20 protein-coding genes, 3 tRNA genes and 1 pseudogene are annotated in these 25668 nt (G+C 72.2%); 15 read left to right on the top strand and 9 right to left on the bottom strand.

Annotation, left to right across the window (positions count from 1 at the left end):
* Nucleotides 1–17: 17 nt before the first annotated feature.
* From ACH4VX_RS01060 to ACH4VX_RS01040, 5 genes are all read left to right on the top strand, one after another.
* The gene (locus ACH4VX_RS01060) at nucleotides 18–371 is read left to right on the top strand and encodes a CU044_2847 family protein (RefSeq protein ID WP_398364817.1); all 354 of its coding nucleotides are present in this window, start codon (nucleotides 18–20) and stop codon (nucleotides 369–371) included.
* Nucleotides 368–2056: a trypsin-like peptidase domain-containing protein gene (locus ACH4VX_RS01055; protein ID WP_398364815.1), complete on the top strand. Its 1689-nt coding sequence runs from the start codon at nucleotides 368–370 to the stop codon at nucleotides 2054–2056. Before ACH4VX_RS01060 ends, ACH4VX_RS01055 begins: the two co-directional genes overlap by 4 nt.
* A 32-nt stretch (nucleotides 2057–2088) precedes the next feature.
* Nucleotides 2089–3165, top strand: a complete 1077-nt coding sequence (locus ACH4VX_RS01050; RefSeq protein WP_398364813.1) for an AAA family ATPase — start codon at nucleotides 2089–2091, stop codon at nucleotides 3163–3165.
* The gene (locus tag ACH4VX_RS01045; RefSeq protein ID WP_398364811.1) at nucleotides 3155–8119 is read left to right on the top strand and encodes an SAV_2336 N-terminal domain-related protein; all 4965 of its coding nucleotides are present in this window, start codon (nucleotides 3155–3157) and stop codon (nucleotides 8117–8119) included. The genes ACH4VX_RS01050 and ACH4VX_RS01045 overlap by 11 nt, the downstream gene beginning before the upstream one ends.
* A 129-nt stretch (nucleotides 8120–8248) precedes the next feature.
* Complete coding sequence (locus tag ACH4VX_RS01040) at nucleotides 8249–9286, top strand: rod shape-determining protein (protein ID WP_398364810.1); 1038 nt, start codon at nucleotides 8249–8251, stop codon at nucleotides 9284–9286.
* Nucleotides 9287–9431: 145 nt separating this feature from the next.
* Here the strand turns inward: ACH4VX_RS01040 and ACH4VX_RS01035 are convergent, their stop codons facing one another.
* Both ACH4VX_RS01035 and ACH4VX_RS01030 read right to left on the bottom strand, forming a co-directional pair.
* On the bottom strand, nucleotides 9432–10385 hold the full coding sequence (locus ACH4VX_RS01035; RefSeq protein WP_398364808.1) for an anti-sigma factor RsbA family regulatory protein: 954 nt from the start codon (nucleotides 10383–10385) through the stop codon (nucleotides 9432–9434).
* Nucleotides 10382–10735, bottom strand: a complete 354-nt coding sequence (locus tag ACH4VX_RS01030) for an STAS domain-containing protein (protein WP_398364806.1) — start codon at nucleotides 10733–10735, stop codon at nucleotides 10382–10384. Before ACH4VX_RS01030 ends, ACH4VX_RS01035 begins: the two co-directional genes overlap by 4 nt.
* Before the next feature lie 203 nt (nucleotides 10736–10938).
* On the opposite strand from ACH4VX_RS01030, the gene ACH4VX_RS01025 reads away from it, so the two are divergent.
* Nucleotides 10939–11619: an ANTAR domain-containing response regulator gene (locus ACH4VX_RS01025; RefSeq protein WP_398364804.1), complete on the top strand. Its 681-nt coding sequence runs from the start codon at nucleotides 10939–10941 to the stop codon at nucleotides 11617–11619.
* Between the two features lie 64 nt (nucleotides 11620–11683).
* Nucleotides 11684–11842 carry a hypothetical protein gene (locus ACH4VX_RS01020; RefSeq protein WP_398364802.1) on the top strand — a complete coding sequence of 53 codons (159 nt, stop codon included), beginning with the start codon at nucleotides 11684–11686 and terminating at the stop codon, nucleotides 11840–11842.
* Nucleotides 11843–12281: 439 nt separating this feature from the next.
* Here the strand turns inward: ACH4VX_RS01020 and ACH4VX_RS01015 are convergent, their stop codons facing one another.
* The gene (locus tag ACH4VX_RS01015) at nucleotides 12282–13016 is read right to left on the bottom strand and encodes a hypothetical protein (RefSeq protein WP_398365386.1); all 735 of its coding nucleotides are present in this window, start codon (nucleotides 13014–13016) and stop codon (nucleotides 12282–12284) included.
* Nucleotides 13017–13363: 347 nt separating this feature from the next.
* Between ACH4VX_RS01015 and ACH4VX_RS01010 the strand changes: the two genes are divergently transcribed.
* The 4 genes from ACH4VX_RS01010 to ACH4VX_RS00995 all read left to right on the top strand — a co-directional run bounded on the left by ACH4VX_RS01010 (nucleotide 13364) and on the right by ACH4VX_RS00995 (nucleotide 16647).
* A complete protein-coding gene (locus tag ACH4VX_RS01010; protein WP_398364801.1) occupies nucleotides 13364–14065 on the top strand; it encodes a YciI family protein in 702 nt (233 codons plus the stop codon).
* On the top strand, nucleotides 14062–15378 hold the full coding sequence (locus tag ACH4VX_RS01005; RefSeq protein ID WP_398364799.1) for an RNA polymerase sigma factor: 1317 nt from the start codon (nucleotides 14062–14064) through the stop codon (nucleotides 15376–15378). Before ACH4VX_RS01010 ends, ACH4VX_RS01005 begins: the two co-directional genes overlap by 4 nt.
* A gap of 76 nt (nucleotides 15379–15454) precedes the next feature.
* Entirely contained in the window at nucleotides 15455–16051 is a 597-nt protein-coding gene (locus ACH4VX_RS01000) for a sugar O-acetyltransferase (protein WP_398364797.1), read from the top strand.
* 38 nt (nucleotides 16052–16089) lie between these two features.
* A complete protein-coding gene (locus ACH4VX_RS00995) occupies nucleotides 16090–16647 on the top strand; it encodes a dienelactone hydrolase family protein (protein WP_398364795.1) in 558 nt (185 codons plus the stop codon).
* Between the two features lie 132 nt (nucleotides 16648–16779).
* On the opposite strand, the pseudogene ACH4VX_RS00990 reads toward ACH4VX_RS00995, so the two are convergent.
* From ACH4VX_RS00990 to ACH4VX_RS00975, 4 genes and pseudogenes are all read right to left on the bottom strand, one after another.
* Nucleotides 16780–16968: pseudogene (locus ACH4VX_RS00990) on the bottom strand (VapC toxin family PIN domain ribonuclease); the annotation flags it as partial.
* Between the two features lie 273 nt (nucleotides 16969–17241).
* Nucleotides 17242–17315, bottom strand: a tRNA-Ile gene (locus ACH4VX_RS00985).
* A 177-nt stretch (nucleotides 17316–17492) separates the two neighbouring features.
* Nucleotides 17493–17565 (bottom strand) — tRNA-Asn (locus ACH4VX_RS00980).
* Between the two features lie 5 nt (nucleotides 17566–17570).
* Nucleotides 17571–17643 (bottom strand) — tRNA-Asn (locus ACH4VX_RS00975).
* A gap of 169 nt (nucleotides 17644–17812) precedes the next feature.
* Between ACH4VX_RS00975 and ACH4VX_RS00970 the strand changes: the two genes are divergently transcribed.
* From ACH4VX_RS00970 to ACH4VX_RS00955, 4 genes are all read left to right on the top strand, one after another.
* Nucleotides 17813–18118, top strand: coding sequence for a YtxH domain-containing protein (locus ACH4VX_RS00970; protein WP_398364793.1), 306 nt, complete (start codon nucleotides 17813–17815; stop codon nucleotides 18116–18118).
* Nucleotides 18119–18178: 60 nt separating this feature from the next.
* A complete protein-coding gene (locus ACH4VX_RS00965; RefSeq protein ID WP_398364791.1) occupies nucleotides 18179–19633 on the top strand; it encodes an FGGY family carbohydrate kinase in 1455 nt (484 codons plus the stop codon).
* 104 nt (nucleotides 19634–19737) lie between these two features.
* Complete coding sequence (locus ACH4VX_RS00960) at nucleotides 19738–21471, top strand: ABC transporter ATP-binding protein (RefSeq protein ID WP_398364789.1); 1734 nt, start codon at nucleotides 19738–19740, stop codon at nucleotides 21469–21471.
* Nucleotides 21471–23399: an ABC transporter ATP-binding protein gene (locus tag ACH4VX_RS00955; RefSeq protein ID WP_398364787.1), complete on the top strand. Its 1929-nt coding sequence runs from the start codon at nucleotides 21471–21473 to the stop codon at nucleotides 23397–23399. The genes ACH4VX_RS00960 and ACH4VX_RS00955 overlap by 1 nt, the downstream gene beginning before the upstream one ends.
* A 43-nt stretch (nucleotides 23400–23442) precedes the next feature.
* Here ACH4VX_RS00955 and ACH4VX_RS00950 read toward each other — a convergent pair whose 3' ends face one another.
* Both ACH4VX_RS00950 and ACH4VX_RS00945 read right to left on the bottom strand, forming a co-directional pair.
* Nucleotides 23443–24180: a hypothetical protein gene (locus ACH4VX_RS00950; protein WP_398364785.1), complete on the bottom strand. Its 738-nt coding sequence runs from the start codon at nucleotides 24178–24180 to the stop codon at nucleotides 23443–23445.
* Between the two features lie 185 nt (nucleotides 24181–24365).
* Nucleotides 24366–25595 (bottom strand): RNA polymerase sigma factor, encoded by a 1230-nt coding sequence (locus ACH4VX_RS00945; RefSeq protein WP_398364783.1) that lies wholly within the window; start codon nucleotides 25593–25595, stop codon nucleotides 24366–24368.
* Nucleotides 25596–25668 lie beyond the last annotated feature (73 nt).

Genomic DNA, 25668 nt, shown 5'->3' with positions numbered 1-25668 from the left:
GGGGGGCACGTCGCGCCATGGACGGGTTGACGCAGTTCACGACCGAGAGCGGCGCGATGGTCGTGGTGGAGGGCGTGGAGGACGAGTCCGGGGCCCGGCTGGTTTCGCGCGGCAACGGCCCTGCCCAGGCGGCGCGCACCTTCGAGGGCTCCCTGGAGGGCGTACGGGCGGCGGCCGAGTCCGCGCTGCGGGTGTTCCGCGACGGCTCCCTCAAACCGGACGCGGTGGAGCTGGAGTTCGGGGTGAAACTGACCGCGGAAGCCGGTGCCGTCATCGCCAAGGGTTCAGCGGAGGGGCATCTGGTCGTCAAGCTCAGCTGGGCACCCGAGCCGGTGCCCGGGCCGGACCGCGAGGTCGCCGACCGCCGATGAACAGCGCTGCCTGGCACGCCCGGATCGAGTGCGGGAAAGCGGTCGGCGCGGGCTTTCTCGTCTCGGCGCGTCAGGTGCTCACCTGCGCCCATGTCATAGCGGCGAGCGGCACGTCGACGGTGTCCGTGAGCTTCCCCAACCGCGCCGAACTGGGTGCGGTCGCCGCGGTGGTGGTGGTCGACGGCGGCTGGCGCGGCGGTGACACCGACCCCGGCGACGTGGCCGTACTGGAGCTGGAGCAAGAGGTTCCGCTCGACCCGGCCGTCTTCGCGTCACCCGGCGCGGAACGCGACATCCCCTCGCCCGACCTGATCGCGTACGGCTTCCCCCGGGGCTACGACGAGGGTGCCCTCGCGCTGTACCGGGCGGTGCCCGGTCCCCTGATCGCCGGCGAGTGGGTGCAGTTGGAGGCCGCCTCCGGACACGGACAGCCGCTGGCCGACGGATTCAGCGGGGCAGCGGTGACGCTGGCCGACGGTTCGGTGGTCGGCATGGTCACGGCCGTCGCGGGTGGCCGGGACGTGCGCGCGGGCCGCATGCTGCCCACCGAGGTCATGGCCCGCTACTGGAGCGGTCTGGGCGAACTGGTGCCGACTCCGGGCCACACCCCGGACGAGCTGAGAGAGCTGTACGCCCTCGTGCGGCGGGCCGAGCGGGACGGGCGAACGTTCGATCACGACCGTCTGTACGTCGACGCCGTGGGTGCCTTCGGCCCCGCCCTGCCGAAGGGCGGATTCGGCTCCCTGGCGTCGGCGGCGGCGTACGTGCAGTGGGAGGTGTCCGCGCCGGAAGCGGTGTCCCGGTTCGCCGCCCGGGTGCGTGAGCTGCTGGACGGCCGGGGAGAGCCGGGGGACGCGGTCCCGAACGGATCGCCCGGACCGGCCGCCACCTGGTCGCCCATCGTCGTGGACATCGATCACAGCGGGGCCGGGCCCGACCAGGTCACCGTCGAGGTGTCCGCGTACCGCGACGGACAGCGCCGCTCGGTGGGCGCCCGCAGGCTGCCGTGGTCCGGGGTACGAGCCTACGTGCAGGAGCACATCGACGAGGCCGTCACCCAGCTGGCCCCGGGGGCCGACGAGCTGCTCGCCTTCGTGCTGCCGCGCGGCCGGCTGAACGAACCGGTGGCGCGCTGGGAATGCGGCGCGGACGACTCCACTCCGCTCGGCTGCGCCTATCCGCTGGTGGTGGCGGACCGCACCCGCCATCGCAGTGGCCGGCTGCGCCACCAGCTCCACAAGAAGTGGCAGAAGCTGGACGGAGGGCCGGCGGCGGCCGTGCACCGCATCGAGTGCGGCACGCCGGAGCGGCCGCAAAGTCTCCGCAAGCGGCTGTGGGACGACGGCGCGGACCTGATCGGCTTCGCCTCGTCCCCCGCGGCCGCGCGGCAGCACTTCGAGGTCGGCCTGACCGTCCCCGTTCCCGTGCTGCTGTGGTCCCGCACGGGCTGCCCGGAGGCCGGCCACGAGGGTCCCTGCTCAGGCGGTGCCTTCCTCGACGAGCTCACCGAGTCCGTCACCGGTGTCCCGCCCGCCGACCTTCCGCGCCACGTCCTGTCGTTGCGCCTGACCGCGGACGCCGCCGACGAGGCGGACCGGCACTGGGCGAGGGACGTGCAGCTGCTGTGGGACGACCCGCGCTGCTTCCCCGAGTCCGCCGCGCCCCTCCACTCCCCCGTCGCCTGAACCGCCCGCCGAGCCCTCACGGAGAAGAGCCCATGCCCCTGTGGCCCGTCTACACCGGCACCGAGGAGCCGCACGACGGCATCGCGCAGTTGCCGCCGCCCCCGCCCTGGCGGGCCTTCGACGGCGGCCCCGCACTCGACCCGCCCGACGCGGGTGCCGACGCCTCCGCCGTCTCCCCCGACCGCAGCCACCGCGCCACGACCTACCGGGCGACACCGCGAACGGTCCAGCTCGTCAACGCGGCCCTGTACCTGCGCCGCCCACTGCTGGTCACCGGCCCGCCCGGCACCGGCAAGTCCTCGCTCGCCTACGCGGTCGCCCGCGAGCTGCGCCTCGGCCCGGTGCTGCGGTGGAACATCACCAGCCGCAGCACGCTGAACGACGGCCTCTATCACTACGACCCGCTCTCCCGTCTGTACGCGGCACGACGGACGGCCGGACTCCCCGTCGAGCGGTACGGCAAGCCACCGGGCGACTCGTCCGCCGGCGTCACCGGTGACCCGTCCGCTGACGGATCGGGCGTCGAGGACCACCTGCGCCTCGGTCCTCTCGGCACCGCGCTCCTCCCCTACACCCGCCCCCGCGCCCTGCTCATCGACGAGATCGACAAGAGCGACCTCGACCTGCCCAACGACCTGCTGAACGTGCTGGAGGAGGGCCAGTACGAGATTCCCGAACTGCTGCGCACAGCCCGGCACCGCCCCCGGGGAAGGGCCGAGGTCATGGTCGACGGCACCGGAGAACGAGTGCCGGTCGAGCACGGCCGCGTCCGTTGCCGTTCCTTCCCCTTCGTCGTCCTCACCAGCAACGGCGAACGCGAGTTCCCGCCCGCCTTCCTGCGCCGCTGTGTCACGCTGCGCCTGCGGCAGCCGGACGACCGGCAACTCGCCGGCATCGTCCGCGCACACCTCGGAGAACCCGACGCGTACGCGCAGGGCCTGATCGAGCGCTTCCTGACCCGAGCGGGCGCCGGGGACCTGGCCACCGACCAGCTCCTCAACGCGATCTATCTGGCCGACGCCTCCGGACTCGACGCGGAGTCCCTCGACGACCTGGCGGAGCAGCTGATGCCGTACCTGGGGCAGACCCCGCAGACCGATGCCTTCTGAGCGGCCTTTGGAGGCTGCCGGCTCTCCGGAGGCCCTGGCCCGCCTGGCCGACGTACTGGCCGAGACGGCCGGGGGCGTGCGCCCGGCTCCACTCGAACTGGCCGAACTGCTCTGGCTGGCGCGGACCATGGACCAGGAACCCGGCACCGGCCCGCACCCGCCTCACCCGCCGCCGCCCGGGCCCACCACCCCCGAGCAGCCCACCGGGACTCCACCGTCCGCACCGCACCCGCCCCCACCCGCTCCGCACGCCCCTCCCTCCGATCCCGCGCGCGCTCCCCTCCATCTGCCCTCCCCGGGCTCCTCCCACGGCCTGCCGGGCGAACCCCACGCCGCCCTCCTGGCCCCGGCGCCCCCGATGCTGCGCCGGTCTCTGGCACTGCAGCGGTCCCTGCGCCCGCTCAAACGCCGGGTTGACGCTCCCGTGGGCAGGGAACTGGACGAGCGGGCGACCGCCGACCGCATCGCCCGTCTCGACGCCGCTCCCGACGGGTGGCTGCCCGTCATGCGGCCCGCCCGGGAACGCTGGCTGCGGCTGAACCTGGTGCACGACACCGGCCCCACGATGCCCGTGTGGCGCCCCCTGATCCGCGAACTGCACACGGCACTCGCCCAGTCCGGCGTCTTCCGCACGGTGACCCTGCTGTCCGTCGGCCCCGACGGTGCGGTGCGCGGTCCCGGCGCGCACGCCCCGGCCGACGGCCGCGGTGTCACTCTGGTGATCAGCGACTGCATGGGTCCGCAGTGGCGCCGGGGACGCGCCGGCGTCCTGTGGTACGGCATCCTCCGCCGCTGGGCCCACCGCATGCCCCTGGCCGTGGTCCAGCCGCTCCCGGAACACCTGTGGCGGGACACGGCCCTGCCCAGCACCCCGGGCCGGCTCTCGGCCCCGCGCCCCGCCGCGCCCGCCACCGCGCTCACGTTCACGCCCTACGACACCCCCGGCACGACGGTGCGGCACGCATCGGACGGGATTCTGCCGCTTCCCGTGCTGGAACCGGCTCCGGACTGGCTGGCGAACTGGGCGCAGCTGATCGCGTCCCCGGGCGGCACGGGGTTCCCTGCTGCGGTGGCCGACCTGCGCCGGCCCTTCCCGGCGGACGTCGACGGTCATACGGACCTCGGCCGTCTCGCCCCCGAAGACCTGGTCCTCCGCTTCCGCGGCACCGCTTCCCCGGAGGCCTTCCGCCTGGCCGGCCGTCTGGCCCTGGGCCGTCCCGATCTGCCGGTCATGCGTCTGGTGCAGGCCGCCATCGACCCGGACCCGCGCCCCCAGCACCTCGCCGAGGTGATCCTCAGCGGCATGCTCACCGCCGCTCCCGGGCCACCTGGTTCCTACGCCTTCCGTCCCGGTGTACGGGACTTGCTGCTGCGCGGCCTGCCCCGCTCGGCCCGGCACGACACCACCGCCCTGCTGCATCGTGTCGGCGCCCTGATCGACGACCGGGCGGGCCGGGCACCGGGAGACTTCCGGGCGTCGGTGCCCGCCCGGTCCGGCACCGCGACCGCCGTGGACGGCGAGGCGATCGCGGCGGTCAGCATCGAGAGCGCACGGCGGCTCACCGGTGCGGACGTGACACCGCCCGGCCTCGACCGGCCCCCGGTCCCGCGTACGGTGGGCGGCCGTTACCGGCTGGTGCGACGGCTCGGACCGAGCGGGACGACGTGGCAGGCCGAGGACACGGAGGCGAACCGTACGGTCGTCCTCCGGCTGCACGAGACGCTCGCCGACCCGGCCCGGCACGCGGCGTTCCTGCGCGACGCGCGGCTGCTCGGAGAGCTCGATCACCCGAACGTGGTCCGGATCCACGACGTCGGTATCAACGGCGACGTTCCGTATGTCGTCATGGAGCATCTGAACGGCGTGGCCCTGAACTCCCTTACCGCACCGAACGGTTACCATCTGCCCACGCCCCTGCTGGTGTCGGTCGGAGCCCAGCTCGCGCGGGCGCTCACCGCGGTGCACTCGGCGGGCCTGGCCCACGGCGGGCTCGGTCTGTCCCGGGTGGTGCTCATGCCCGACGGAACGGTGAAACTCAGCCTCTTCGAACCCGGCCGGGCCTCGAGCCGCAAAGGGCGGTCGGAGGATCTGCGGGCGCTGTGCGAGGTGCTGCTGATGCTGGCGTGGGGCACCTCACGGCTGACGGTTCCCATCGACCCGCGCAACCTCGGCCATCTCCCGCAGGACCTGAGGGAGAAGTACGCGCACACGTTCGAACTACTGATGTCTCCTTCCCTCGGGGTGCAGGCCCAGGGCAGAGACCTGCTCCTCGATCCGGAACTGCCGCGCCGGGCCGAAGCGACGTACGAACGGCGTTACTACCACGCCCTCGGCCCGTTCGGCGTCGAACTCGCCGGCCACTCCGCCGATCTGGGACCGCACGAGCGTGCCGTGCTGGCCATGCTGCTGCTCAAGCACGGCCGTACCGTGACGCACGACGAGCTCAGGCGGGGGCTGTGGAGCACGCGCGACGAACCGGACGACGCCATGGCGGTGCTGGGCGCGACGGCGTCCCGGCTGCGCGGTGCCCTGGGACGGGGCGTGCTGGCGACGCTCTCCCACGGCTTCGCGCTGCACACCAGTGCCGACTACGTGGACCTGGTGCACTGCGAGGATCTGGTCCGCCGGGCCGACGAAGCACGCCGGCGGAACGCCCTCGCCGAGGCGCACGCGCTGATCACCGAGGCGCTGGGGCTCTGGCACAGCGGCGATCCCCTCGCGGACGTCCCCGGCCCCGCCGCCCGGACCGCCCGCACCCGCCTGGCCCAGCTCCGCCTGAACCTCCACCGCCAACGCGCAGAACTCGCCCTGGACCTGGGGGAGCCGGCGCGCGCGTCGACGGACCTCGAGGCCCTGGTCCGCGCCCACCCCTCCCGTGAGGACTTCCGCCGCCTCCACCTCATCGCCCTGCAACGCCAGGGCCGGGCCGAGGAAGCCCTGGCGGCGTACGAGGAGTACGAACTGGCCGGCGGCCGTCACCCGGAGCTGCTGGCCCTGGGACACGAACTGCGCGCGGAGCTCGGCGACGACGCGCCGGACCCGGCGTCCGAAACCCCGTCCGACGACCCGGGGTACGACCCGCTCGCCGCACCGGACGAGCTGCCGGAGGGCACGTACCCCGCCTGGGACCCGACATCGGCTGCGTCCCCGGACCCGCTGAGCGACCCGCCCGCGTACGCCTCCCGGCCGATCGCAATCCCGCCCGAAGCGCGCCCGTCCGCCTCGGAGGAGGAGGGCGCCGAGGCACCCACCGGCCCAGGTCCCGCGGACCCGTCCGAGGCCCGCACCGGCTTCTTCTTCACCTGGGCGGACGGCCCCGAGCACCCCGACACCGTGGCGGCCCTGGGACGGGCGGTCACCCGGCTGCTGATGGACAGCGGGGTGCCGGCCCAGGAGTGCCGGTTGTCCGCACTCGCCCAGGGCTACACGCTCCTCGCCCCGGCCGGCGTGGGGCCGGGGCCACTGCTGCTCGCCCTCATGGAGGGGTTCCCGGATCTGCTCAGGGGGGTGGGCCGACCCCGGCTGATCGTGACCGTCCGGCGCATGGGGGACGAAGGACGAGCCGAGGCGCCCGACGAGGCGGCAGTCCGAGAAGCGCTGGAATCGTCCGAGGCGCACGGCGTTGTCGCCCTCGCGTCCTCCCTGCGGGACGAACTGACGGCGGACCCCGACGTCACCGGGCCGCTCCAGCCCCTGGGCGGCGACCCGACGGAGGGCTGGCACCGTCCCGTCCCCCGCGACACCGGCCCTCCGCGCCCCGTGCTGGGTCCCTATCCCCTGCCCGCCGCACACCTCCCGCCGTCGCAGGGCCTGACGAGGACGGTCGTCTACACCTTGCCCGGCGGCCGGCTGAGCACCAGCCGCGTCCCCGGTGCCGACCACTACTACGAAGTCGACCTGACCAAGCACCGCACGGCGCTGGAGGAGAGGGGCCCGGAGCTGCCGAACGGGTCCGTCGCCGTGGTCGGGGGCGAGGCGACGTGGCAGGTGTCCGACCCGGTCGCTCTGGTGGCGGAAGGCCCGCACGACGTGGAAGGCCGCATCCGTCGTCACGTCGTGACGCTCCTGCGTGCGGCGTTCGACCGCCTTCCCTTCGCCGGTCCGCGGCGGCTGCAGCAGGCGCTCCTGGACCGGCTCGGACCGCACGACGTACCCGGCTGCACCGTGCGCTGGGATCTCCTGGTCGGCGCCGGCCCCGCGTCGCCCCCCGCCCGGCACACGGCGATCGGCCCCACCGAGGTGCTCCTCTCCGCCGACGCCGTGATCCTCGGTTTCGACACCACGCTCACCAGGCTGTTCGACGACGAACGGGCGGCCGAGATCGTACGGGACCTCGCCCGCATCGCCGTCGAGGGGCGGGATCCGAAGGACGCCCTGTCCGGCGGGCGGCCACTGGTACCGCAGGGCCGCCCGGTGGCACTCGCGGGGAACGACGTCACCCCCCTCGAACTGCTGCGCGCGCTCGCGGCCAACCCTTCGGTGGAGGAGCTGCGCGTGGAACTGAACCGCCACGAGACACGAGCCGCCCGCACCGCCCGGCCCGCACCGCTGTCCATGGAGCTGGTCCGCGCGTTGTCCTCCCGGGGGCTGCGCCTGGCCGTGGTCACCGATCACGCGGCCGGTGCGGCCGAGACCTTCGCGGACCGGTCGGGCCTCACGCCGCACCTGGCGGGCGGAGTGCACGGCCGGTCCGCCGACCTCGCCCGGCTGATGCCGCACCCGGACGTCCTGCACCGCGCCCTCGACCGGCTCGGCACCGCACCGGCCCGCTGCGTGATGATCGGGTCGACCGCCGTCGAGAGCGCCGCCGCCGGAGCCGCGGGTGTGCCCTTCATCGGCTGCCGGCACACCGACGGCGTCCCCCGCCGGTCCGGTCCGGCGAGTCTCACCGTGCCGGGCCTGCGCCCGCTGCTCGAAGCGGTCCGCTCCCTGCCGTCGCTCGGTGACTCCTGACCCCACCCCCCGTTCGGCGGCCCCCCACCCGGCCCCCCAGGAAAGGCGCCCGCCCCCGCCCGCCGCGCACGATGCCTGAGAGGTCCGCCACCCGGCGGGCCGCTGGGTGCGCACTCGGGAGGATCCGCCGTGACCGCCAGTCTGGAGCAGTTGCGCCGCTGCCACTTCGCCGTCGATCTGGGGGCGGCCCGCACCCGGGTGTACGTCAAGGGCGCCGGGCTCGTCGTCGACCAGCCGTCCACCGCCGCCGTGAACACCCGTACCGGAGCGCTGATGGCGGTCGGTGAGTTCGCGGAGAAGATGACGGGCCGTACGCCGGACTACATCCGCGTCGTACGTCCCGTCTCCGGCGGCACGGTCGTCGACATCGAGATGGCCCAGCGCATGCTGCGGCAGCTGATCGGCGACAAGACGCGCCGCACGCTGCGCCGCAGGCCCCGGCTGCGGGCCGCGGCCTGTGTCCCGCACGACGCCGATCCGCTCGCCCAGCGCGCCACGATCGAGACCCTGGTCGGTCTCGGCGCCCGCCGGGTGGAGCTGGTCGACACGCTCATCGCCGCCGCCGTCGGCTGCGGTCTGCCGGTGGAACGGCCCGAGGCCACCATGATCATGGTGTGCGGTGCGGCGGCCACGCAGGTGGCCGTGCTCTCCCTCGGGGCGATCGTGACGGCGGAGCGCGTACCCGTCGGCGGTGAGGCCGTGGACAACGCGATCGTGCAGCACCTGCGCCACCAGCACGAGCTGATGCTGCCGAGCCAGTCCGTACGGCCCCTGCAGCTCGCCCTGCACGGCAACGGACTCACCCCGCAGGGCCCGGAGTCGACGGAGATCCACGGGCGGGACGTGGCCACCGGTCTGGCGCGTTCCGTGCGGGTCGACACGGCCGCCGTGCGGCGGGCCATCCAGACGCCGCTCACCGCCGTCCTCGACGGCATCGGCAAGGTGCTGCGGGAGTGCCCGCCGGACCTGGTCGCCGACCTGGTCGACCGGGGGATCATGATGGTCGGCGGGAGCGCCCTGCTGCCGGGCCTGGACCAGATGCTGCGTCAGGCGACGGGCATGCCGGTGCACATCGCCGAGCGGCCGGAGCTCTGCGCCGTACAGGGGCTGGGCGAGATGCTGGAGGGCAGGATCGCACCGATCGTGCTGGACCCGCTGCGGGCCTGAACCGGGCGGGCGCCGGCGGACGAACCGGCACACCCCCGTCCCGGCGCGCACCCGCGGGCACGGGCGATCAGGAGGGCCGCCGGCAGGCCGGTCGGCATACCCCCACCCCGTACACCCCCGCGGGCACGGACGGCCGAGAGAGCCGTCAGCGGGGGAACCAGCATCTGATCGTCGTGCCCTCGTCCCCGGTGTGCACGCGCACCAGGTCGGCGATCAGATTGACCATCAGCAGGCCGCGCCCGCCGCGCTGATCGCGGGAGGCGGGGCGGCGCCCCGCGAGGGGGTCGGTCATCCGGCCCTTGTCGCGCACCTCGCACAGCACGTGGCCGTTCTCGGCCCAGATCCGCAGCTCCCCCGAACCGCCGCCGTGCACCACGCTGTTGGTGGTCAGCTCGGCCGTGGCGATGGCCAGGTCGCCCAGGGTGACGCCGGTGAGGCCGAGCCGCCGTCCCTCGTCGGACGCGGCGTGCCGGGCCGAGTTCAGCGACTCGGCGGCGAACGGGAAGGTCATCGCGTCCGTCGCGAGCGGCAGCGGCTCGTTGTAGCGGGCGACGACCGCGTCGGGGGCGTACGCCTCGCTGTCCCGCACCGGGCGGGCGCCGGCCGGAATGACGGTGGGGTGGGTGGCGTGGGCGTCGGCGAGGACGTGCGCGGGCAGGCGTACGGCGTCGTAGGGGCACAGGATCGTCGCCGCGCGGCCCCGGAAGGCGGCGTTGATCAGGGCCTCGTGCTGGACGCAGGCGGGGTACTCGCTCGCGGAGCGGCCGGCCCAGATGGGCTCGCCGATGATCCGCACCCGCTTCCCGTCCGGCCGGCTGTCGGCGAAGGCGCGCAGCACGCCGGGGATGATCCGGCCGGGGTTGCGTCCGGCCTCGCGCATGTCGAGGAGGCGGACGGTGTCCGCGTCGTCGCCGAGCGCGTCCCGGATCAGCCGCAGCCGGTCACCGGGCACGGCGACCGCCACGGGCTCGCCGGCCGCGAGTCCCTCGCGCACGAAGGAGACGGTGCCCTCCAGGTACTCCTCGTCGTCCCGGTAGAAGAGGGCGGGGTGGACGAAGGGACCGGAGGGGGCTTCCAGGGGTTCGGCCGCGGCACTCATGACACCGACACCTCGATCGTCGACAGGTCGGGCCAGAACACGTCCAGCACCCGGCGCAGGGCGGGCGGCGGGCGGTGCACCACGAACCGGCGGCCGTCCCCGAGACGCCCGGCCGCCGCCGCGAGCGCTCCGGCACCCGCGACGTCGACGAACGTCACCTCGGACAGTTCCAGGTAGTACACGGCCTCACCCTCACGCACCGCCTGCTCCAGCGCGCGCTCCCAGATCGTACGCGTGGCCAGGGCGATCTCCCCGGCCGCGCGGACACCGCGGCCGCCCTCCAGCGGGCGCACCGTCAGACACGGCGCCGGAGTCCCGGGCCCGTACGGCGTCCGGTGACGATTGCCCAACACCCGTCTCCCCACACTCCCGGGTCTCTACGTGCCCTGTCGGTTCCCGGCCATTCCCCGGCCCGGTGTGTAGCACGCCGCAGGACGGGCAGGCGCACCCACAGCGCAGCCGGGACCGTGCGCAGCCTACCGCTCCGGTGCCGGCGGCGGCCGAACCCGCCCCGAACGCCCCGACCACCCACGAGCACCGACAAGGCGGTGACATGACCTCTGCGGCATCACCCCCTCCCCCGGGGGGGCTGAACACCTTGGTCATCGGCGGTCGCATGGACGCGGACCGGGCGCTGCTCACCCCGCGCGGCGAACTGGTCCGCGGGTGCGCCCGGGCCCTGGCCGAGAAGCTGGCGCGGCTGCCCGCCGGCACGGCCCGGGTCGACGTGGACATGAGCGGCGTGTACTTCATGGACACGGCGGGACTGGAGTTCCTGGAGGTGCTGCGCGACCACGGCCGGCGGCGGTCGATGCCGGTCACGGCCACCCGCTGGAACGGCCAGCCGCGCCGCATCCTGGAACTCGCCGGCCTCGACACCACGGACCCGCTGCGCTCCCCGGTGCCGGAGGGTGTGCCGCCGCGGAGCGTGTCGGCGGTGGCGCTGGAGCGGGAGGAGCGGCTGCACCTGCTCCAGGAGGAGGTCGAGCAGCTGCGGCAGGCGATCGCCTCCCGCCCGGTGATCGACCAGGCCCGCGGCATCCTGATGGCCACGTACGGATGCACCTCGGACGAGGCCTGGCACATTCTGCGGGAGGCGTCCCAGCTGTCCAACACCAAGCTCCGCGCGGTCGCGGAGGCGCTCACCGCAGGCGCGGAGGCGGAGGGCGCTCCTCCGCCCGAGGAGGTCCGTACCGCCCTGTCGCGGGCCCTGGCCCGCCGCTCGGCACGGTGACACCGGCCCACGCGGGGTACCCGGCGACGGACGACCACCGGCCCCGCGATCGGGAGGCAGCACCATGAGCGAGCTGAGCGAACACACTCCGTCCCAGGCCGAGGGCGACCGGGACGACGACGAGTGGACCACCCCCGAGATACCGCACTCGACCCCGTCCCAGGCGGAGGGCGAACGCGACCCTTCGGACGCCCCCGCCTCCGGCGACGGGACCGCCGGATAGCGGCTTCGCCGTGTCGTCCGGGGGTGCCGCGAGGGGCGCGGGGTGGGGCGGGTGGGACACGAACCCATAAGAGTGACGCCTCTCACCTGCGACGATGCCGGAACAACGGGCACAGCCACCCGTTTCCATACAAGGACGGCGGCAACCGCAGCTCCTGGGCCAAGACCGACGTTGACGCGCCGCCACGCGATGTCCCCATGTCCGCGGGGCTCCCGCGTCGCCAGGTGAGGGGGCTTCGCCCGACTGGGCCGCCACCTGCGGTCCAGGACCGGAAGTACCTCGCCACGAGCCGGGAAACGCGATCCATCCGACCACGATCATGCTTCTGCTGCATCACACCGGAAGGGCAGCGCCCCGGAGACGGGGCTTCCCGGACATCCCCGGGCGTCGTGGCAGGCGGGTCCGACTCCGGGGAGCGACTGCCACGGGTGAGGTCCGGTCACTCACCGTGGTGGATCCAGATCCGCAGCGGGCCGACCGATTTGAACCCGGCCCGGACGGCCGCCGCGAGTTCATCGCCCTGTTCGTACCCGACCACGGGAAGGTCGGGGAACAGCCGGCTCACCGCCTGCAGCACGACCGGCCATGCGCTGTCGGGGCCGCCCCCCTCCCGTGCGAAGACGTTGGAGAGGCCGACCACCTGCTCGCTGCGGCTCGCCACCGCGCCGGCGACCACGCGGCCGTCGGCGGACCGTCCGGCGAGCACGAACGTCTCGGGGTCGTCGAGCAGTCCGGGACGGAAGAGATGCGCGTTGCCGTCCCCGTCGTCCCAGGCGAGTGCCCAGGCCCTGAGCCTTTCCCGGTCCCCCACCACGTCCCAGCGGAGCTCGGGGGCGGGGGCGGGGGCGGGCGTCCCTGCCGGGCGGTGGATCCACCGCGCCTCGAAGAGCACCTCGAAGCCGGCCCCGGTCAGGTCGAGGTCGGCAAAACTGTCCTTGACCGAGGCGCCGGCTGCCGCGGTGTCGATCCGGGCCACCAGTGCGGTCCCGTCCGCGCCGGGCGCCAGGGTCACCGCGTCGGGGTAGAAGAGAGGGGTCCGCACCGGAGCGGCCCAGGCCTGCGATCCGAACTCGGACTCCAGGCCGTGCGATCGGCTCATCGCTGCACACCACTCGGCGTTGTTGCGGGCGGCGGCCATCGTCAGGAACCGCTCAGGAGTCGTCACCGTGCGCATCATGACGGCCGGGTCCCGGCCTGTCGAACGGTTTTCCACTCCTGGTCCACTCTGCCGGCCCGGCCGTCCGGCAGGCGGGTCACCGGCCTCGCGCCCGTCGGGTTCCACGGCTTCCGGCTCCTCGAACAGCGCCGTCCAGCTCGCGAAATCCGCTTCACGCACCGGACATATGCTTTCCGGCACGGTCGCCCAGCGGCGAGCACGGGCGCGGGCGCGGCACGCCCCAGGCAGCTCAACTCCTCGGCCGGAGCCGAGAGGCAGTTGTCGTCGACGGAATCCTCGCCGTTCTGTCGGATTGGGCAAAGGCCCTTCGTCGTCCTCGTGAAACGTTCGGAAGGAGAACGGTCATGAAGTACGTGTTGTTCGTCGCCACCGACCCCGCCGGAGAGTCGGCCGACGAGAACCCGGAGGCATGGGTCGAGAAGTGGAGTGAGCGCGGCGTCCGTGTGGAGGGGATGCCGCTCAAGCCGGTCGCCGAGACCAGGACGGTCCGCGTCCGCGAAGACCGGGTGCTGGTCACCGACGGCCCGTTCGCCGAGACGACCGAGTGGATCGCCGGGTACGACCTCGTCGAGGCCGCCGACCTCGACGAGGCGATCGAGGTCGCCGCCTCGCACCCGATGGCGACCGGCGGACGCATCGAGATCCGGCCGGTCGAACCGCTCGATCTCGGTCCGGGTACCGGGAACGTCCCGCACGAGGGCGACGCGCCCGCCTCCCGCTTCCTCGGGATCCTCAGGACGGACCCGAGCGCGCCGGCCTTCGAACCTGATCCCGCCTCGGTGGCCGAGTGGGTCCGTGAGGGTCTCGCCTCCGGCCGTTACCTCGGCGGCGAGCACCTGCGTCCTGTCCAGGACGCCACTCTCGTGCGCCGCCGCGGAGGGGAACTGCTGATCACCGACGGCGCGTACACGGACATGGCGGAGTGGGTGACCGGAATCGTGTTCATCGACGGTGAGTGGGAGGAAGCGATCGACTACCTCTCCCGCTGTCCCATGGCGCGGTCCGGGATCGCCGAGCTGCGTGAGTTCTGGACGGACTTCTCGTGAGAACCGGGCCGGCGGAGGTGCGGGCGGCGCTCGCCGAGGCGTACCGCGGCGAGTGGGGCGTTGTCTTCGGCACGATCGTGCGCCTCACCGGCGACTGGGAGTTGGCCGAGGACTGTGCGCAGGAGGCGTTCGCCCGCGCCCTGCCGGCCTGGAAGCGTGACGGGGTGCCGCGCAGACCCGGAGCGTGGCTGGTGACCGCCGCCCGGCACCGTGCCCTGGACGTGCTGCGCCGCCGGACGACCGAGCGCGGCAAGCTTGTCGAGGTCGCCGCGATCGAGGCGGTCCGCGAACCGCCGCCGCCCGGAGACGAGAGGCTGCGACTGGTGTTCACCTGCTGCCACCCGGCGCTCCCCCTCGAATCCCGGGTGGCGCTGACCCTCCGGGCGGTCGGCGGCCTCACCACGCGCGAGATCGCCCGTGCCTTCCTGGTCAGTGAGGACACCGTGTCGCAGCGGATCCTGCGCGCCAAGCGCAAGATCGCGGCCGCCGGAATCCCCTACCGGGTGCCGCTGCCCGGGGCACGCGCCGAGCGGCTGGACGGAGTTCTCGCCGTCATATACCTCGTGTTCACCGAGGGATACGCGCCCAGCGACGGGAGCACCGTCCGCGACCCGCTCGCTGAGGAGGCCATCCGGCTCGCCCGGCTCGTCGCCGCCGAGGCACCGCACGAGCCGGAGGCACGGGGGTTGCTCGCGCTGCTGCTGCTCCAGCACTCGAGGCGCGCCGCCCGGCTCGACGTGGACGGCAGCCTGATCACGCTGGAGCACCAGAACCGCAGGTGCTGGGACCGCTCGCTCATATCCGAGGGCGTGCGCCTCGCCCGCGAGACGGTCGCGTCGGGTGGCCCCTACGCGCTCCAGGCGGCGATCGCCGCGCAACACGCCCTCGCCCCGGTCGCCGCCGCGACCGACTGGGCGGCCGTCGTGGCGTTGTACGACCGTCTCCTCACCCTGCGCGTGAACCCGGTCGTGGCTCTCAACCGCGCGGTCGCCCTCGGGATGCGCGACGGTCCACAGGCGCAGTTGGACGCCGTCGATGCCCTGGGAACGCCCAAGGAACTGACCGGCCACCACGCCCTGCCCGCCGTCCGCGCGGACGCGCTGGGCCGCCTCGGTCGGATCCGCGAGGCAGCGGAGGCGTACCGGGCGGCGAAGAGCGCCGCCCCGAACGACACGATCGTCCAGGAATTCGCCAAGCGTCTGGCCGAGTTGGGACCAGGGGTGGAGACAGACACGCGAGCGGGTTCGTCAACCAGGAAGGGAGTGACAGCGCGGGACCTGACGGAGACACTCGGGTCTCGCGAGACAGCGTAGCGACACCAGCAGCCGCAATCGGTGGCCGGCACCTTCCGGGCCGATCCGGAGAATCAGATGAAGGGAGCGTCCCGCTGTGGCCGATACTCACCACGAAGAAGTCCTCGACCGGATCGCCAAGGGGCTCGTCTACACGGAGTCCGAAGCGGCCTTCCAGGCGCCCCGCCGTCGCGCGGACCAGATTTTCGAGTACAACCGAACGCCCCCGAGCGAATGTGGGAGGCGTCGGTCGCTGCTCGTTGCGATCTTCGGCTCCGTCGGCGAACGCACGGTGCTGCTGCCACCGTTCCACGCCGGGTTCGGCAGCAACGTCCACATCGGCGACGACTTCTTCGGGAACGTGAACCTGACGTTCGTCGATGACGTGGACATTCGTATAGGCGACGGAGTCATGATCGCGCCCAGTGTGACGCTGACCACGACGGGACACCCGGTGCATCCCGCGCGCCGAGCCGACTTCGGGCGGTTCTCCGAGCCGATCGTGATCGAGGACAAGGTGTGGATCGGCAGCAACGTCGTGGTCCTGCCCGGCGTCCGGATCGGCTACGGGTCGGTCATCGGCGCCGGCAGCGTCGTCAGCCGCAGCATTCCCCCGATGAGCGTCGCGCTCGGGACGCCCTGCCGTGTGGTCCGCCCCGTCACGGACGAGGATCTCACCACGCGTACTGCCTAGGGTCGCCCTCCGTCTCGATGCCCCCGCGGGAAGCCATCATGCACATCGCGTTGTTCCACTCGGTCCTCGGTCTGCGCCCGGTCGAGCTCCTCGCAGCCGAGCGACTGCGACGCGCCGGGCATGAGGTTTCCGCCCCCGACCTTTTCGGCCACGAGACCGCGGCCACTATCGACGAGGGATACCAGCTGGTCGAACGGATCGGCTGGCGAACAGTGGTCGACCGCGCCCGACAAGCCCTCGGGGACATGCCGGGCGGGGCCGTCCTCGCCGGCGTGTCAATGGGCGCAGGCGTCGTTGCCGAGCTGTGGCCCGAGCGCCCGGACACCCTCGGCGTCCTGCTCCTGCACGCCACTACCGCCCTGCCCGCATCCGTGCGCCCAGGTCTCAGGATGCAGTTGCATGCGGCTGAACCGGACGATTTCGCACCGCCCGAGGACGTTGCCGCACTCCGTCGAGCGGCAACGGAGAAGCGCATCCATCTGGAGATCTTCCGTTATGCGGGCGCCAGTCACTTCTACACCGACCTTGGGCATCCCGGCCATGACCCGGCTGCTGCCGAGCTGACCTGGCGCCGCGTGCTGGACTTCCTCGGCTGACCGATCGTCCTCCGTAGGTGATCGAGCCGGGGCGTTCCGGTGGGACAGGGACCACAGGTGAACCTCTCGCGAGGCAGCCGTTCATCCCATCTGCGCCGGGCCCCGGACGAGCAGCACAACGGTCCGCCTCGGTCAGTGCGGTCGTACGTCCCGTTGCTGCACTTCCTTCAGGACCGCCCCCACCGTGGCGAAGTCGGTGTCCCCGTGAAGCACCGTGTGACCGTGATGGACCGCCGTCGCGCACACCAGGAGGTCGATGGCTCCGGCGGCACGGTGCCGCCCTCGCTGGGTGAGCTTGTACTGCGCGGTGTCGACCCGGCGCCTCGATGCGGTGAGGCAGGACCGCTGCCTCAGCGGTCGTGGGAGCCTTCCACGACGCCCTCTCGGGTGGATCGCCACAAGAGGCCAGGGCAGACCCGCCTGAAGCGCACTTCCACCGGGACGACGACGAGTGGAGCACCCCGAGATACCGCACTCGACCCCGTCCCGGGCGGAGGGCGAACGCGACCCTTCGGACGCCCCCGTCTCCGGCGACGGGACCGCCGGACAGCGGCTTCGCCGTGTCGTCCGGGGGGTGCCGCGAGGGGCGCGGGGTGGGGCGGGTGGGACTCGAACCCACGGCCGACGGATTATGAGTCCGCTGCTCTAACCGGCTGAGCTACCGCCCCATAACGGCGTGTCGCGTACATGTGTGCGCGCCGTCTGCCGCAGCATAGCCGCTCATACGATCTCCTGCTTCGGCTGGTCGGCTGCGTACGGTCTTGGTGACCATGGAGACTGCGCCGAGCCTCGCACGGTTCCCCCGGACATGAAAAAGGACCCCTACGGGGTCCTCGTTCAACATGCTCCCCCGACTGGACTCGAACCAGTAACCTGCCGGTTAACAGCCGGCTGCTCTGCCAATTGAGCTACAGGGGACCGAGCTCCTCGGACTGGACTCGAACCAGTAACCTGCCGGTTAACAGCCGGCTGCTCTGCCAATTGAGCTACCGAGGAATGTCTCGTTGCATCGAACGCATCCACCTGGGTATCCGCCAGAGGGCGCGCGCTCGCTGCGACACATACATTAGCGCAAGCAGGGGGGTGCTCCGCCAATCGGTACTCCTCGGCGCTGTCGCCGCACCGGATACCTACGCAGACTGGAACAACGGGAAGGGTGGCCGCCATGCGTTACCGGCTCACGTTCGTCGCCGGAGTCGTCCTGGGTTACGTGCTGGGCACGAAAGCCGGACGCGAGCGCTACGAGCAGATGAAGAGGTCCGCGCAGCAGTTCACGAAGAACCCCGCCGTCCGCAACACCGCGGAGAGTGCCGCGCAGCAGGGCCGCGAGTTCGCGGACAAGGCGTACCACGCGGTCAGCGACAAGGTCGGCGACCGCATGCCCGACTCGGTCGCCCAGCGGGTTCACGCCCTCCGCGAGCGCACGGCCCACGGCCCGTCGGAGGACGGCTGGGGCACCAGCAACACGTAAGAACGCCTCCCGCACTCACCCCCGCCCCACTCACCCCTCCCCATGCGGCAAAATCGCCGTATGGGGATAGTCGCCGGACTGGACAGCGCGCCGGATTTCACTCGCATCGTCGTCTGTGACACGGACACCGGAGCCGTGCTCAGGCAGGGGTATGCCCAGCATCCGGTACAGAGCACCGACGGTGGCCCTCGCGCCTCCGACGTCGACCCGCAGGCCTGGCTGCTGTCCTTGGGCGAGGCCGCGGGCGGCGGCCTGCTGGAGGGCGTGCAGGCCATCGGCGTCTCCGCGCAGCAGAACGCGCTGGTGCCGTTGGACGCGCAGGGCAACACCGTGCGGCCGGCGATGACCGGCGGTGACAAACGGGCGCAGGTCGCGGCGGCCGATCTGCTCGACGCGTTCGGCGGGCGCGAGGCCTGGGCGCAGGCCGTGGGCTGTGTGCCGGGGGCCGCGCAGCCGGTGACCAAACTGCGCTGGATGGCCCGCAGCGAGCCGGAGAACGCGGCGCGCACCGCCGTGCTGCTGCAGGCGCACGACTGGCTGGTGTGGCAGCTCCTCGGCCGGCCGGTGCGGCGCACCACCGACCGGGGCGGGGCTTCCGGCACCGGGTACTGGGCGGCGGCCACCGGCGGCTACCGGCCCGATCTGGTCGAGCTGGCGCTGGGGCACCAGGCGATGCTGCCCGAGGTGATCGGCCCGTCGGACGCGGCCGGCACGACGCCGGAGGGGCTGCTGATCTCCGCCGGTACGGGCGAGACGATGGCGGCGGCGTTCGGGCTCGGCATCGGACTGGGCGACGCGGTGGTGTCGCTGGGCGCGTCCGGTTCCGTGATGGCCGTGCACCCCGAGGCGCTCGTCGACCAGCACGGGATGATCACCTCTCTGGCGGACGCGACCGGCATGCACCTGCCCGTCGTCACCACCCTGAACGCCGTACGCGCCCTGCGCGGGACCGCCGAGCTGCTCGGGCTGCCCGATCTGGAGAGCCTGTCCGACCTGGCGATGAAGTCGACGCCGGGGTCGCACGGGCTGGTGCTGCTGCCGTACCTGGAGGGCGAGCGCACCCCGAACCTGCCGCACACCGCCGGGACGCTGGCCGGGCTGCGTCGCGAGTCGATGAAGCCGGAGCATCTGGCGCGGGCCGCGTTCGAGGGGATGCTGTGCGGGCTCGCCGACGCGCTGGACGTGCTGCGCGGACGGGGCGTGGAGGTGCGGCGGGTCTTCCTGCTGGGTCCCGCCGCGGAACTGCCGGCCGTGCAGTCGGCGGCACCCGCGCTGTTCGGGGCGCAGGTGGTGGTGCCACAGCCCGCGGACTACGCGGCGATCGGCGCGGCCCGGCAGGCGGCCTGGGCGCTCGGCGTGTCACAGGGCGCACTCGATCCGCGCACTCCGCCGGTCTGGCAGGGCGCGGTGGCGCAGGTGCTGGATCCCGGGGAGGACCTGGCGGTGGGGCAGGCGGTGCGTCAGCAGTACGTGTCGGTGCGCGAGCAGACGCATCCGGGGGCGTTCCACCTGTAGCACGAGCCGGTGGATTAATTCGGTTGAGGTAACACAGGTGGAGTGTTCGACGATAGGGGCCAGGGGCAACCAACGCCCTCGCCGACCACTCCGAGAGACTCAGCGTGCTCATACGACTCCTGCGGACCCACCTCGAGCCCTACAAGAGACCCATCGCCCTGCTGGTGCTGCTGCAGTTCCTGCAGACCTGCGCCTCGCTCTACCTGCCCACGCTCAACGCGGACATCATCGACCAGGGTGTCGTCGAGGGCGACAGCGGTCACATCCTGGGCTACGGCGTCCTGATGATCGGCATCTCGCTGGCTCAGGTCGTGTGCAACATCGGTGCCGTGTACTACGGCGCCCGGACCGCGTCGGCACTGGGACGGGACGTACGCGCCGCCGTGTTCGACCGGGTGCAGTCGTTCTCGGCGCGTGAGGTGGGCCACTTCGGCGCGCCCTCGCTGATCACCCGTACGACGAACGACGTCCAGCAGGTACAGATGCTGGCCCTGATGACGTTCACCCTCATGGTGTCGGCGCCCATCATGTGCGTGGGCGGCATCGTGATGGCGCTCGGCCTGGACGTTCCGCTGTCCGGGGTGCTGGTCGCCGTGGTGCCGGTGCTGGGCATCTGCGTGACGCTGATCGTACGGCGGCTGCGTCCGCTGTTCCGGACCATGCAGGAGCGGCTCGACACGGTGAACCGGGTGCTGCGCGAGCAGATCACCGGCAACCGGGTGATCCGCGCCTTCGTGCGGGACGAGTACGAGCAGGGGCGGTTCAGGAAGTCCAACACCGAACTGACCGACATGTCGCTGCGCACGGGCAATCTGCTCGCGCTGATGTTCCCGGTGGTCATGACGGTGGTGAACCTGTCGTCGATCGCGGTGGTGTGGTTCGGCGCGCACCGCATCGACAGCGGCGGGATGCAGATCGGTGACCTGACCGCGTTCCTCGCCTATCTGATGCAGATCGTCATGTCCGTGATGATGGCCACCTTCATGTTCATGATGGTGCCGCGCGCCGAGGTGTGCGCCGAGCGCATCCAGGAGGTGCTGGACACCTCCTCGAGCGTGGTGCCGCCCGTCGTGCCCGTCACCGAGCTGCGCCGGCACGGGCATCTGGAGGTCCGGGGCGCGGGCTTCCGCTACCCGGGCGCCGAGGAGCCGGTGCTGAAGGCCGTCGACCTGGTGGCGCGGCCCGGTGAGGTCACCGCCGTGATCGGTTCCACCGGCAGCGGCAAGTCCACGCTGCTCGGTCTCGTCCCCCGGCTGTTCGACGCGACCGACGGGGAGGTGCTGGTGGACGGCGTGCCCGTGGCGGACGTCGAGCCGGCGCTGCTGGCGAGGACGGTCGGACTCGTACCGCAGAAGCCGTATCTCTTCGCGGGCACGGTGGCGACGAACCTGCGCTACGGCAATCCGGACGCCACGGACGAGGAGCTGTGGCACGCGCTGGAGGTGGCACAGGGCAAGGACTTCGTGAAGCGGCTCGAGGGCGGCCTCGACGCGCCGATCGCGCAGGGCGGGACGAACGTCTCCGGCGGTCAGCGCCAGCGGCTCGCGATCGCCCGGACGCTGGTGCAGCGCCCGGAGATCTACCTCTTCGACGACTCCTTCTCCGCGCTCGACTACGCCACCGACGCGGCCCTGCGGGCGGCGCTCGGACGGGAGACGGCCGAGGCGACCGTGGTGATCGTCGCCCAGCGGGTGGCGACCATCCGTGACGCCGACCGGATCGTGGTCCTGGACGAGGGCCGGGTCGTCGGCACCGGCCGGCACCACGAACTGATGGCGGACAACGAGACCTACCGGGAGATCGTGCTCTCCCAGCTGACGGAAGCGGAGGCTGCCTGATGGCGGGGCCCGGAGGACGGATGATGGCCGGGGGCGGCCCCGACCAGCGGACGATCGACTTCAAGGGGTCGAGCAAACGGCTGATCACCCGGTTCAGGCCGGAGCGCCTGACGATCTACGGGCTGCTGGCCTGTGTCGTGCTCAGCGTGGGCCTCAGCGTGATCGGACCGAAGATCCTCGGCGAGGCGACCGACCTGGTCTTCGCGGGCATCGTCGGACGCGAGATGCCGGAGGGCGCCACCAAGGAACAGGTGCTCGACTCGATGCGGGAGCGGGGCGAGGGCGATGTCGCCGACATGCTCCGCAGCACCGACTTCACCCCCGGCGAGGGCATCGACTTCACGGCGGTGGGGAACATCCTGCTGTTCGCGCTGGTGGTGTTCCTGGTCGCCGGTCTGCTGATGGCGGTCGCGACCCGGCTGGTGAACCGGGCGGTCAACCACACCATGTTCCGGATGCGCGAGGACGTGCAGACGAAGCTGTCGCGGCTGCCGCTGTCGTACTTCGACAAGCGGCAGCGCGGTGAGGTGCTGAGCCGCGCCACCAACGACATCGACAACATCGGACAGACGCTCCAGCAGTCGATGGGCCAGCTGATCAACTCGCTGCTCACCATCATCGGTGTGCTCGCGATGATGTTCTACGTCTCCTGGATCCTCGCGCTGGTCGCGCTGGTGACGGTGCCGCTGTCGTTCGTCGTCGCCACGCGCGTCGGCAAGCGGTCGCAGCCGCACTTCGTGCAGCAGTGGCGCAGCACCGGCACCCTCAACGCGCACATCGAGGAGATGTACACCGGGCACACCCTGGTGAAGGTGTTCGGGCGGCAGGAGGAGTCGGCGAAGCAGTTCGCCGAGGAGAACGAGGCGCTGTACGAGGCCGGGTTCAAGGCGCAGTTCAACAGCGGCATCATGCAGCCGCTGATGTTCTTCGTGTCGAACATCAACTATGTGCTGGTGGCGGTCGTCGGCGGTCTGCGGGTCGCGTCGGGCACGCTGTCCATCGGTGACGTGCAGGCGTTCATCCAGTACTCGCGGCAGTTCTCGATGCCGCTGACGCAGGTCGCCTCGATGGCGAACCTGGTGCAGTCGGGTGTCGCCTCGGCGGAGCGGGTCTTCGAACTCCTCGACGCCGAGGAGCAGAAGGCCGACGTCTCACCGGCCGAGAGGCCGGAGCGGCTGCGCGGGCGGGTGGCGCTGGAGCACGTGTCGTTCCGGTACGACCCCGAGAGGCCGCTGATCGAGGACCTGTCGCTGAAGGTCGAGCCGGGCCACACCGTGGCCATCGTCGGCCCGACGGGCGCCGGCAAGACGACTCTGGTGAACCTGCTGATGCGGTTCTACGAGGTGTCCGGCGGGCGGATCACGCTCGACGGGGTGGACATCGCCCGGATGTCCCGGGACGAGCTGCGGTCCGGCATCGGCATGGTGCTGCAGGACACCTGGCTGTTCGGCGGCACGATCGCGGAGAACATCGCGTACGGGACGTCCCGTGAGGTCACCCGGGAGGAGATCGAGGAGGCCGCGCGGGCGGCGCACGCCGATCGGTTCGTCCGGACGCTGCCCGACGGGTACGACACGGTGATCGACGACGAGGGGTCGGGGGTCAGCGCGGGTGAGAAGCAGCTGATCACGATCGCTCGGGCGTTCTTGTCGGACCCGGTGATCCTGGTGCTGGACGAGGCCACGAGTTCCGTGGACACGCGCACGGAGGTGTTGATCCAGAAGGCGATGGCGCGACTGGCTCACGGGCGGACGTCGTTCGTGATCGCGCACCGGTTGTCGACGATCCGGGACGCGGACACGATCCTGGTCATGGAGAACGGCTCGATCGTCGAACAGGGCGCGCACGAGAAGCTGCTGGCGGCGGACGGGGCGTACGCCCGCCTGTACAAGGCGCAGTTCGCCCAGGCGGTGGCGGAGGTCGACTGACGCGCGCGTCCCGGGCCGGTCCGGGGACGCGCGCGTCCCCGGATCAGCCCGTGCCCGCCGTCTCCGTCAGCTTCTTCAGCTGGGCGGTGATCACCTCGTCCGGGGCCTCGCCCGCCTTCTTGTTCGCGACCGGGCTCTTCCAGCCGAAGACGGCGACGTGGGGGCCGCTGCGCACCACCCGGTACCAGTGCGCCGTGCCGGACAGCTCGCGCTGGTAGGCGAGCGCCTCGTCGCCCGGGCCGGGGTCGGGGTCGGCGAGGGCGGTGACGGTCGGGTTCAGGCCGGTGTCGTCCTCGTAGCCGGCGGGGCAGTTCTTCGCCGCCTCGCGGACGCGGGTGAGGAGTTCCTCGGCGTCGGCCGCCTTGTCGTACGAGTACAGCGTGATCTCGGTGGCCTGGATGTCCGTGTTCGGGTGGACGGAGCGGGCCGCCGCCGCGGCCGGTGCCGGTTCGGGGGAGCGCAGGCGGATGTCCTCGATGGGCTGGCAGGCCGCCGGGTCGGCCGGTTTACCCTTGGCGCCGATGACGGTGCCCTGCTTGAAGACGGTGAAGGTGTAGTCGGGCAGGTCCGCCTCGGTGACCGCCGCGCTCTCCAGACCGGCCGCGTCCAGCGGACCGCCGCCCGCCTGCCCGGCCGGTGTCTCCTTCGACGAGCCCTCGGCCGCGGCACCACTGCCGCCGTCCGCGGACCCTTCGTCGCCGCCTCCGCAGCCGGCCAGCAGGGCCGCTGCCGCCAGCATCGCCACGGCCGCCGGAACCCGCCGCAGTCCGTCCACTCGCATGCTCACTCCTCAGACACCTGTGCCCGGCACATCGGTACCGAGGCCACATCTGGAAAGACAGTGGCAGAACACAACGGGTGCGACGTCAGTGAAAATACGTAGAACCCCTACGCATGCGGTCCGTTGAAGAGCTGAGCCGTTCCGTCGCGGCGGCCGCGCGGCGCGGGGTGCCGTCAGTCCGGGTATCAGTCCAGGTAGCCGCGCAGCTGGTCGGCGAAAGCGTGGTCGCGAAGCTTGTTCAGCGTCTTGGACTCGATCTGGCGTATCCGTTCGCGGGTGACGCCGAAGATACGGCCTATCTCCTCCAGGGTGCGAGGGCGGCCGTCGGCCAGCCCATAGCGGAGCTGGACGACCTTCCGCTCCCGCTCCCCCAGCGTCGACAGCACCGCCTCCAGATGCTCCCGCAACAGCAGGAACGCCGCCGACTCCACCGGACTCGCCGCGTCGCCGTCCTCGATGAGGTCACCGAGCGCCACGTCCTCCTCCTCGCCCACCGGCGCGTGGAGGGAGACCGGCTCCTGCGCGAGCCGCAACACCTCCCCCACCCGTTCGGCCGGCAGGTCGAGGTGCGCGGCGACCTCGTCCGGCGTCGGCTCGTACCCACGCTCCTGCAGCATCCGCCGCTGCACCCGCACCACCCGGTTGATGAGCTCCACCACGTGCACGGGCACGCGAATGGTACGGGCCTGGTCGGCCAGCGCACGCGACATGGCCTGGCGGATCCACCACGTGGCGTACGTGGAGAACTTGTACCCCCGCGCGTAGTCGAACTTCTCCACCGCCCGGATCAGCCCGAGGTTCCCCTCCTGGACCAGGTCCAGCATGGTCAGCCCCCGGCCCACGTACCGCTTGGCGACGGACACGACGAGCCGCAGATTCGCCTCGATCAGCCGCCGCTTGGCCAGCCGGCCCATGACCACGAGCCGGTCCAGATCGACGGCGAGCCGGCTGTCCAGGTCGGGAGCCAGCCGCAGTCTCTCCTCGGCGAACAGCCCCGCCTCGACACGGCGGGCGAGTTCGACCTCCTCGGCGGCGGTCAGCAACGGGATGCGCCCGATCTCGCGCAGGTACTGCCGGAACAGATCCGAGGAGGGACCCCCGGTCTCGGCGCGGACGGGCGCGGCCGGCTCGACGGGTTCGGCCGGCTCGGGCGGTGTCTCGGGGTGGTGCGCGACGCGGCTCTGCGCGGGCACGGCGACGAGAACGTCGGCGTCGGGCTGGGTGAGGGTCTGGATCTGGGTCCGGGTCTGCACGGGGGCGACCTCCAGGATGATCGCTGCCGGGGGGTGGGGCAGCGGTACTTCGGGGACGGAGTCGGCGGCCTCGCCGCTGTCCGTCCCGTACGCGATGAGCGCAGCCGCGGATGTCCGGGACCCGTCGGTGACGGATCGGCCGCGCTCCGAGGACTCAGGCACCGGGTCCAGTGTGGGGTACGACACATCGTCCCCACGAGGGGCGTGCGATGACTTTTTGCGTCCGGTCGGTGAC

The organism is Streptomyces sp. NPDC020731, assembly GCF_044334705.1.
Lineage (GTDB): Bacteria > Actinomycetota > Actinomycetes > Streptomycetales > Streptomycetaceae > Streptomyces.
The sequence above is the reverse complement of the archived record's forward strand: the minus strand, read 5'-3'. Positions and strand labels throughout refer to the sequence as shown.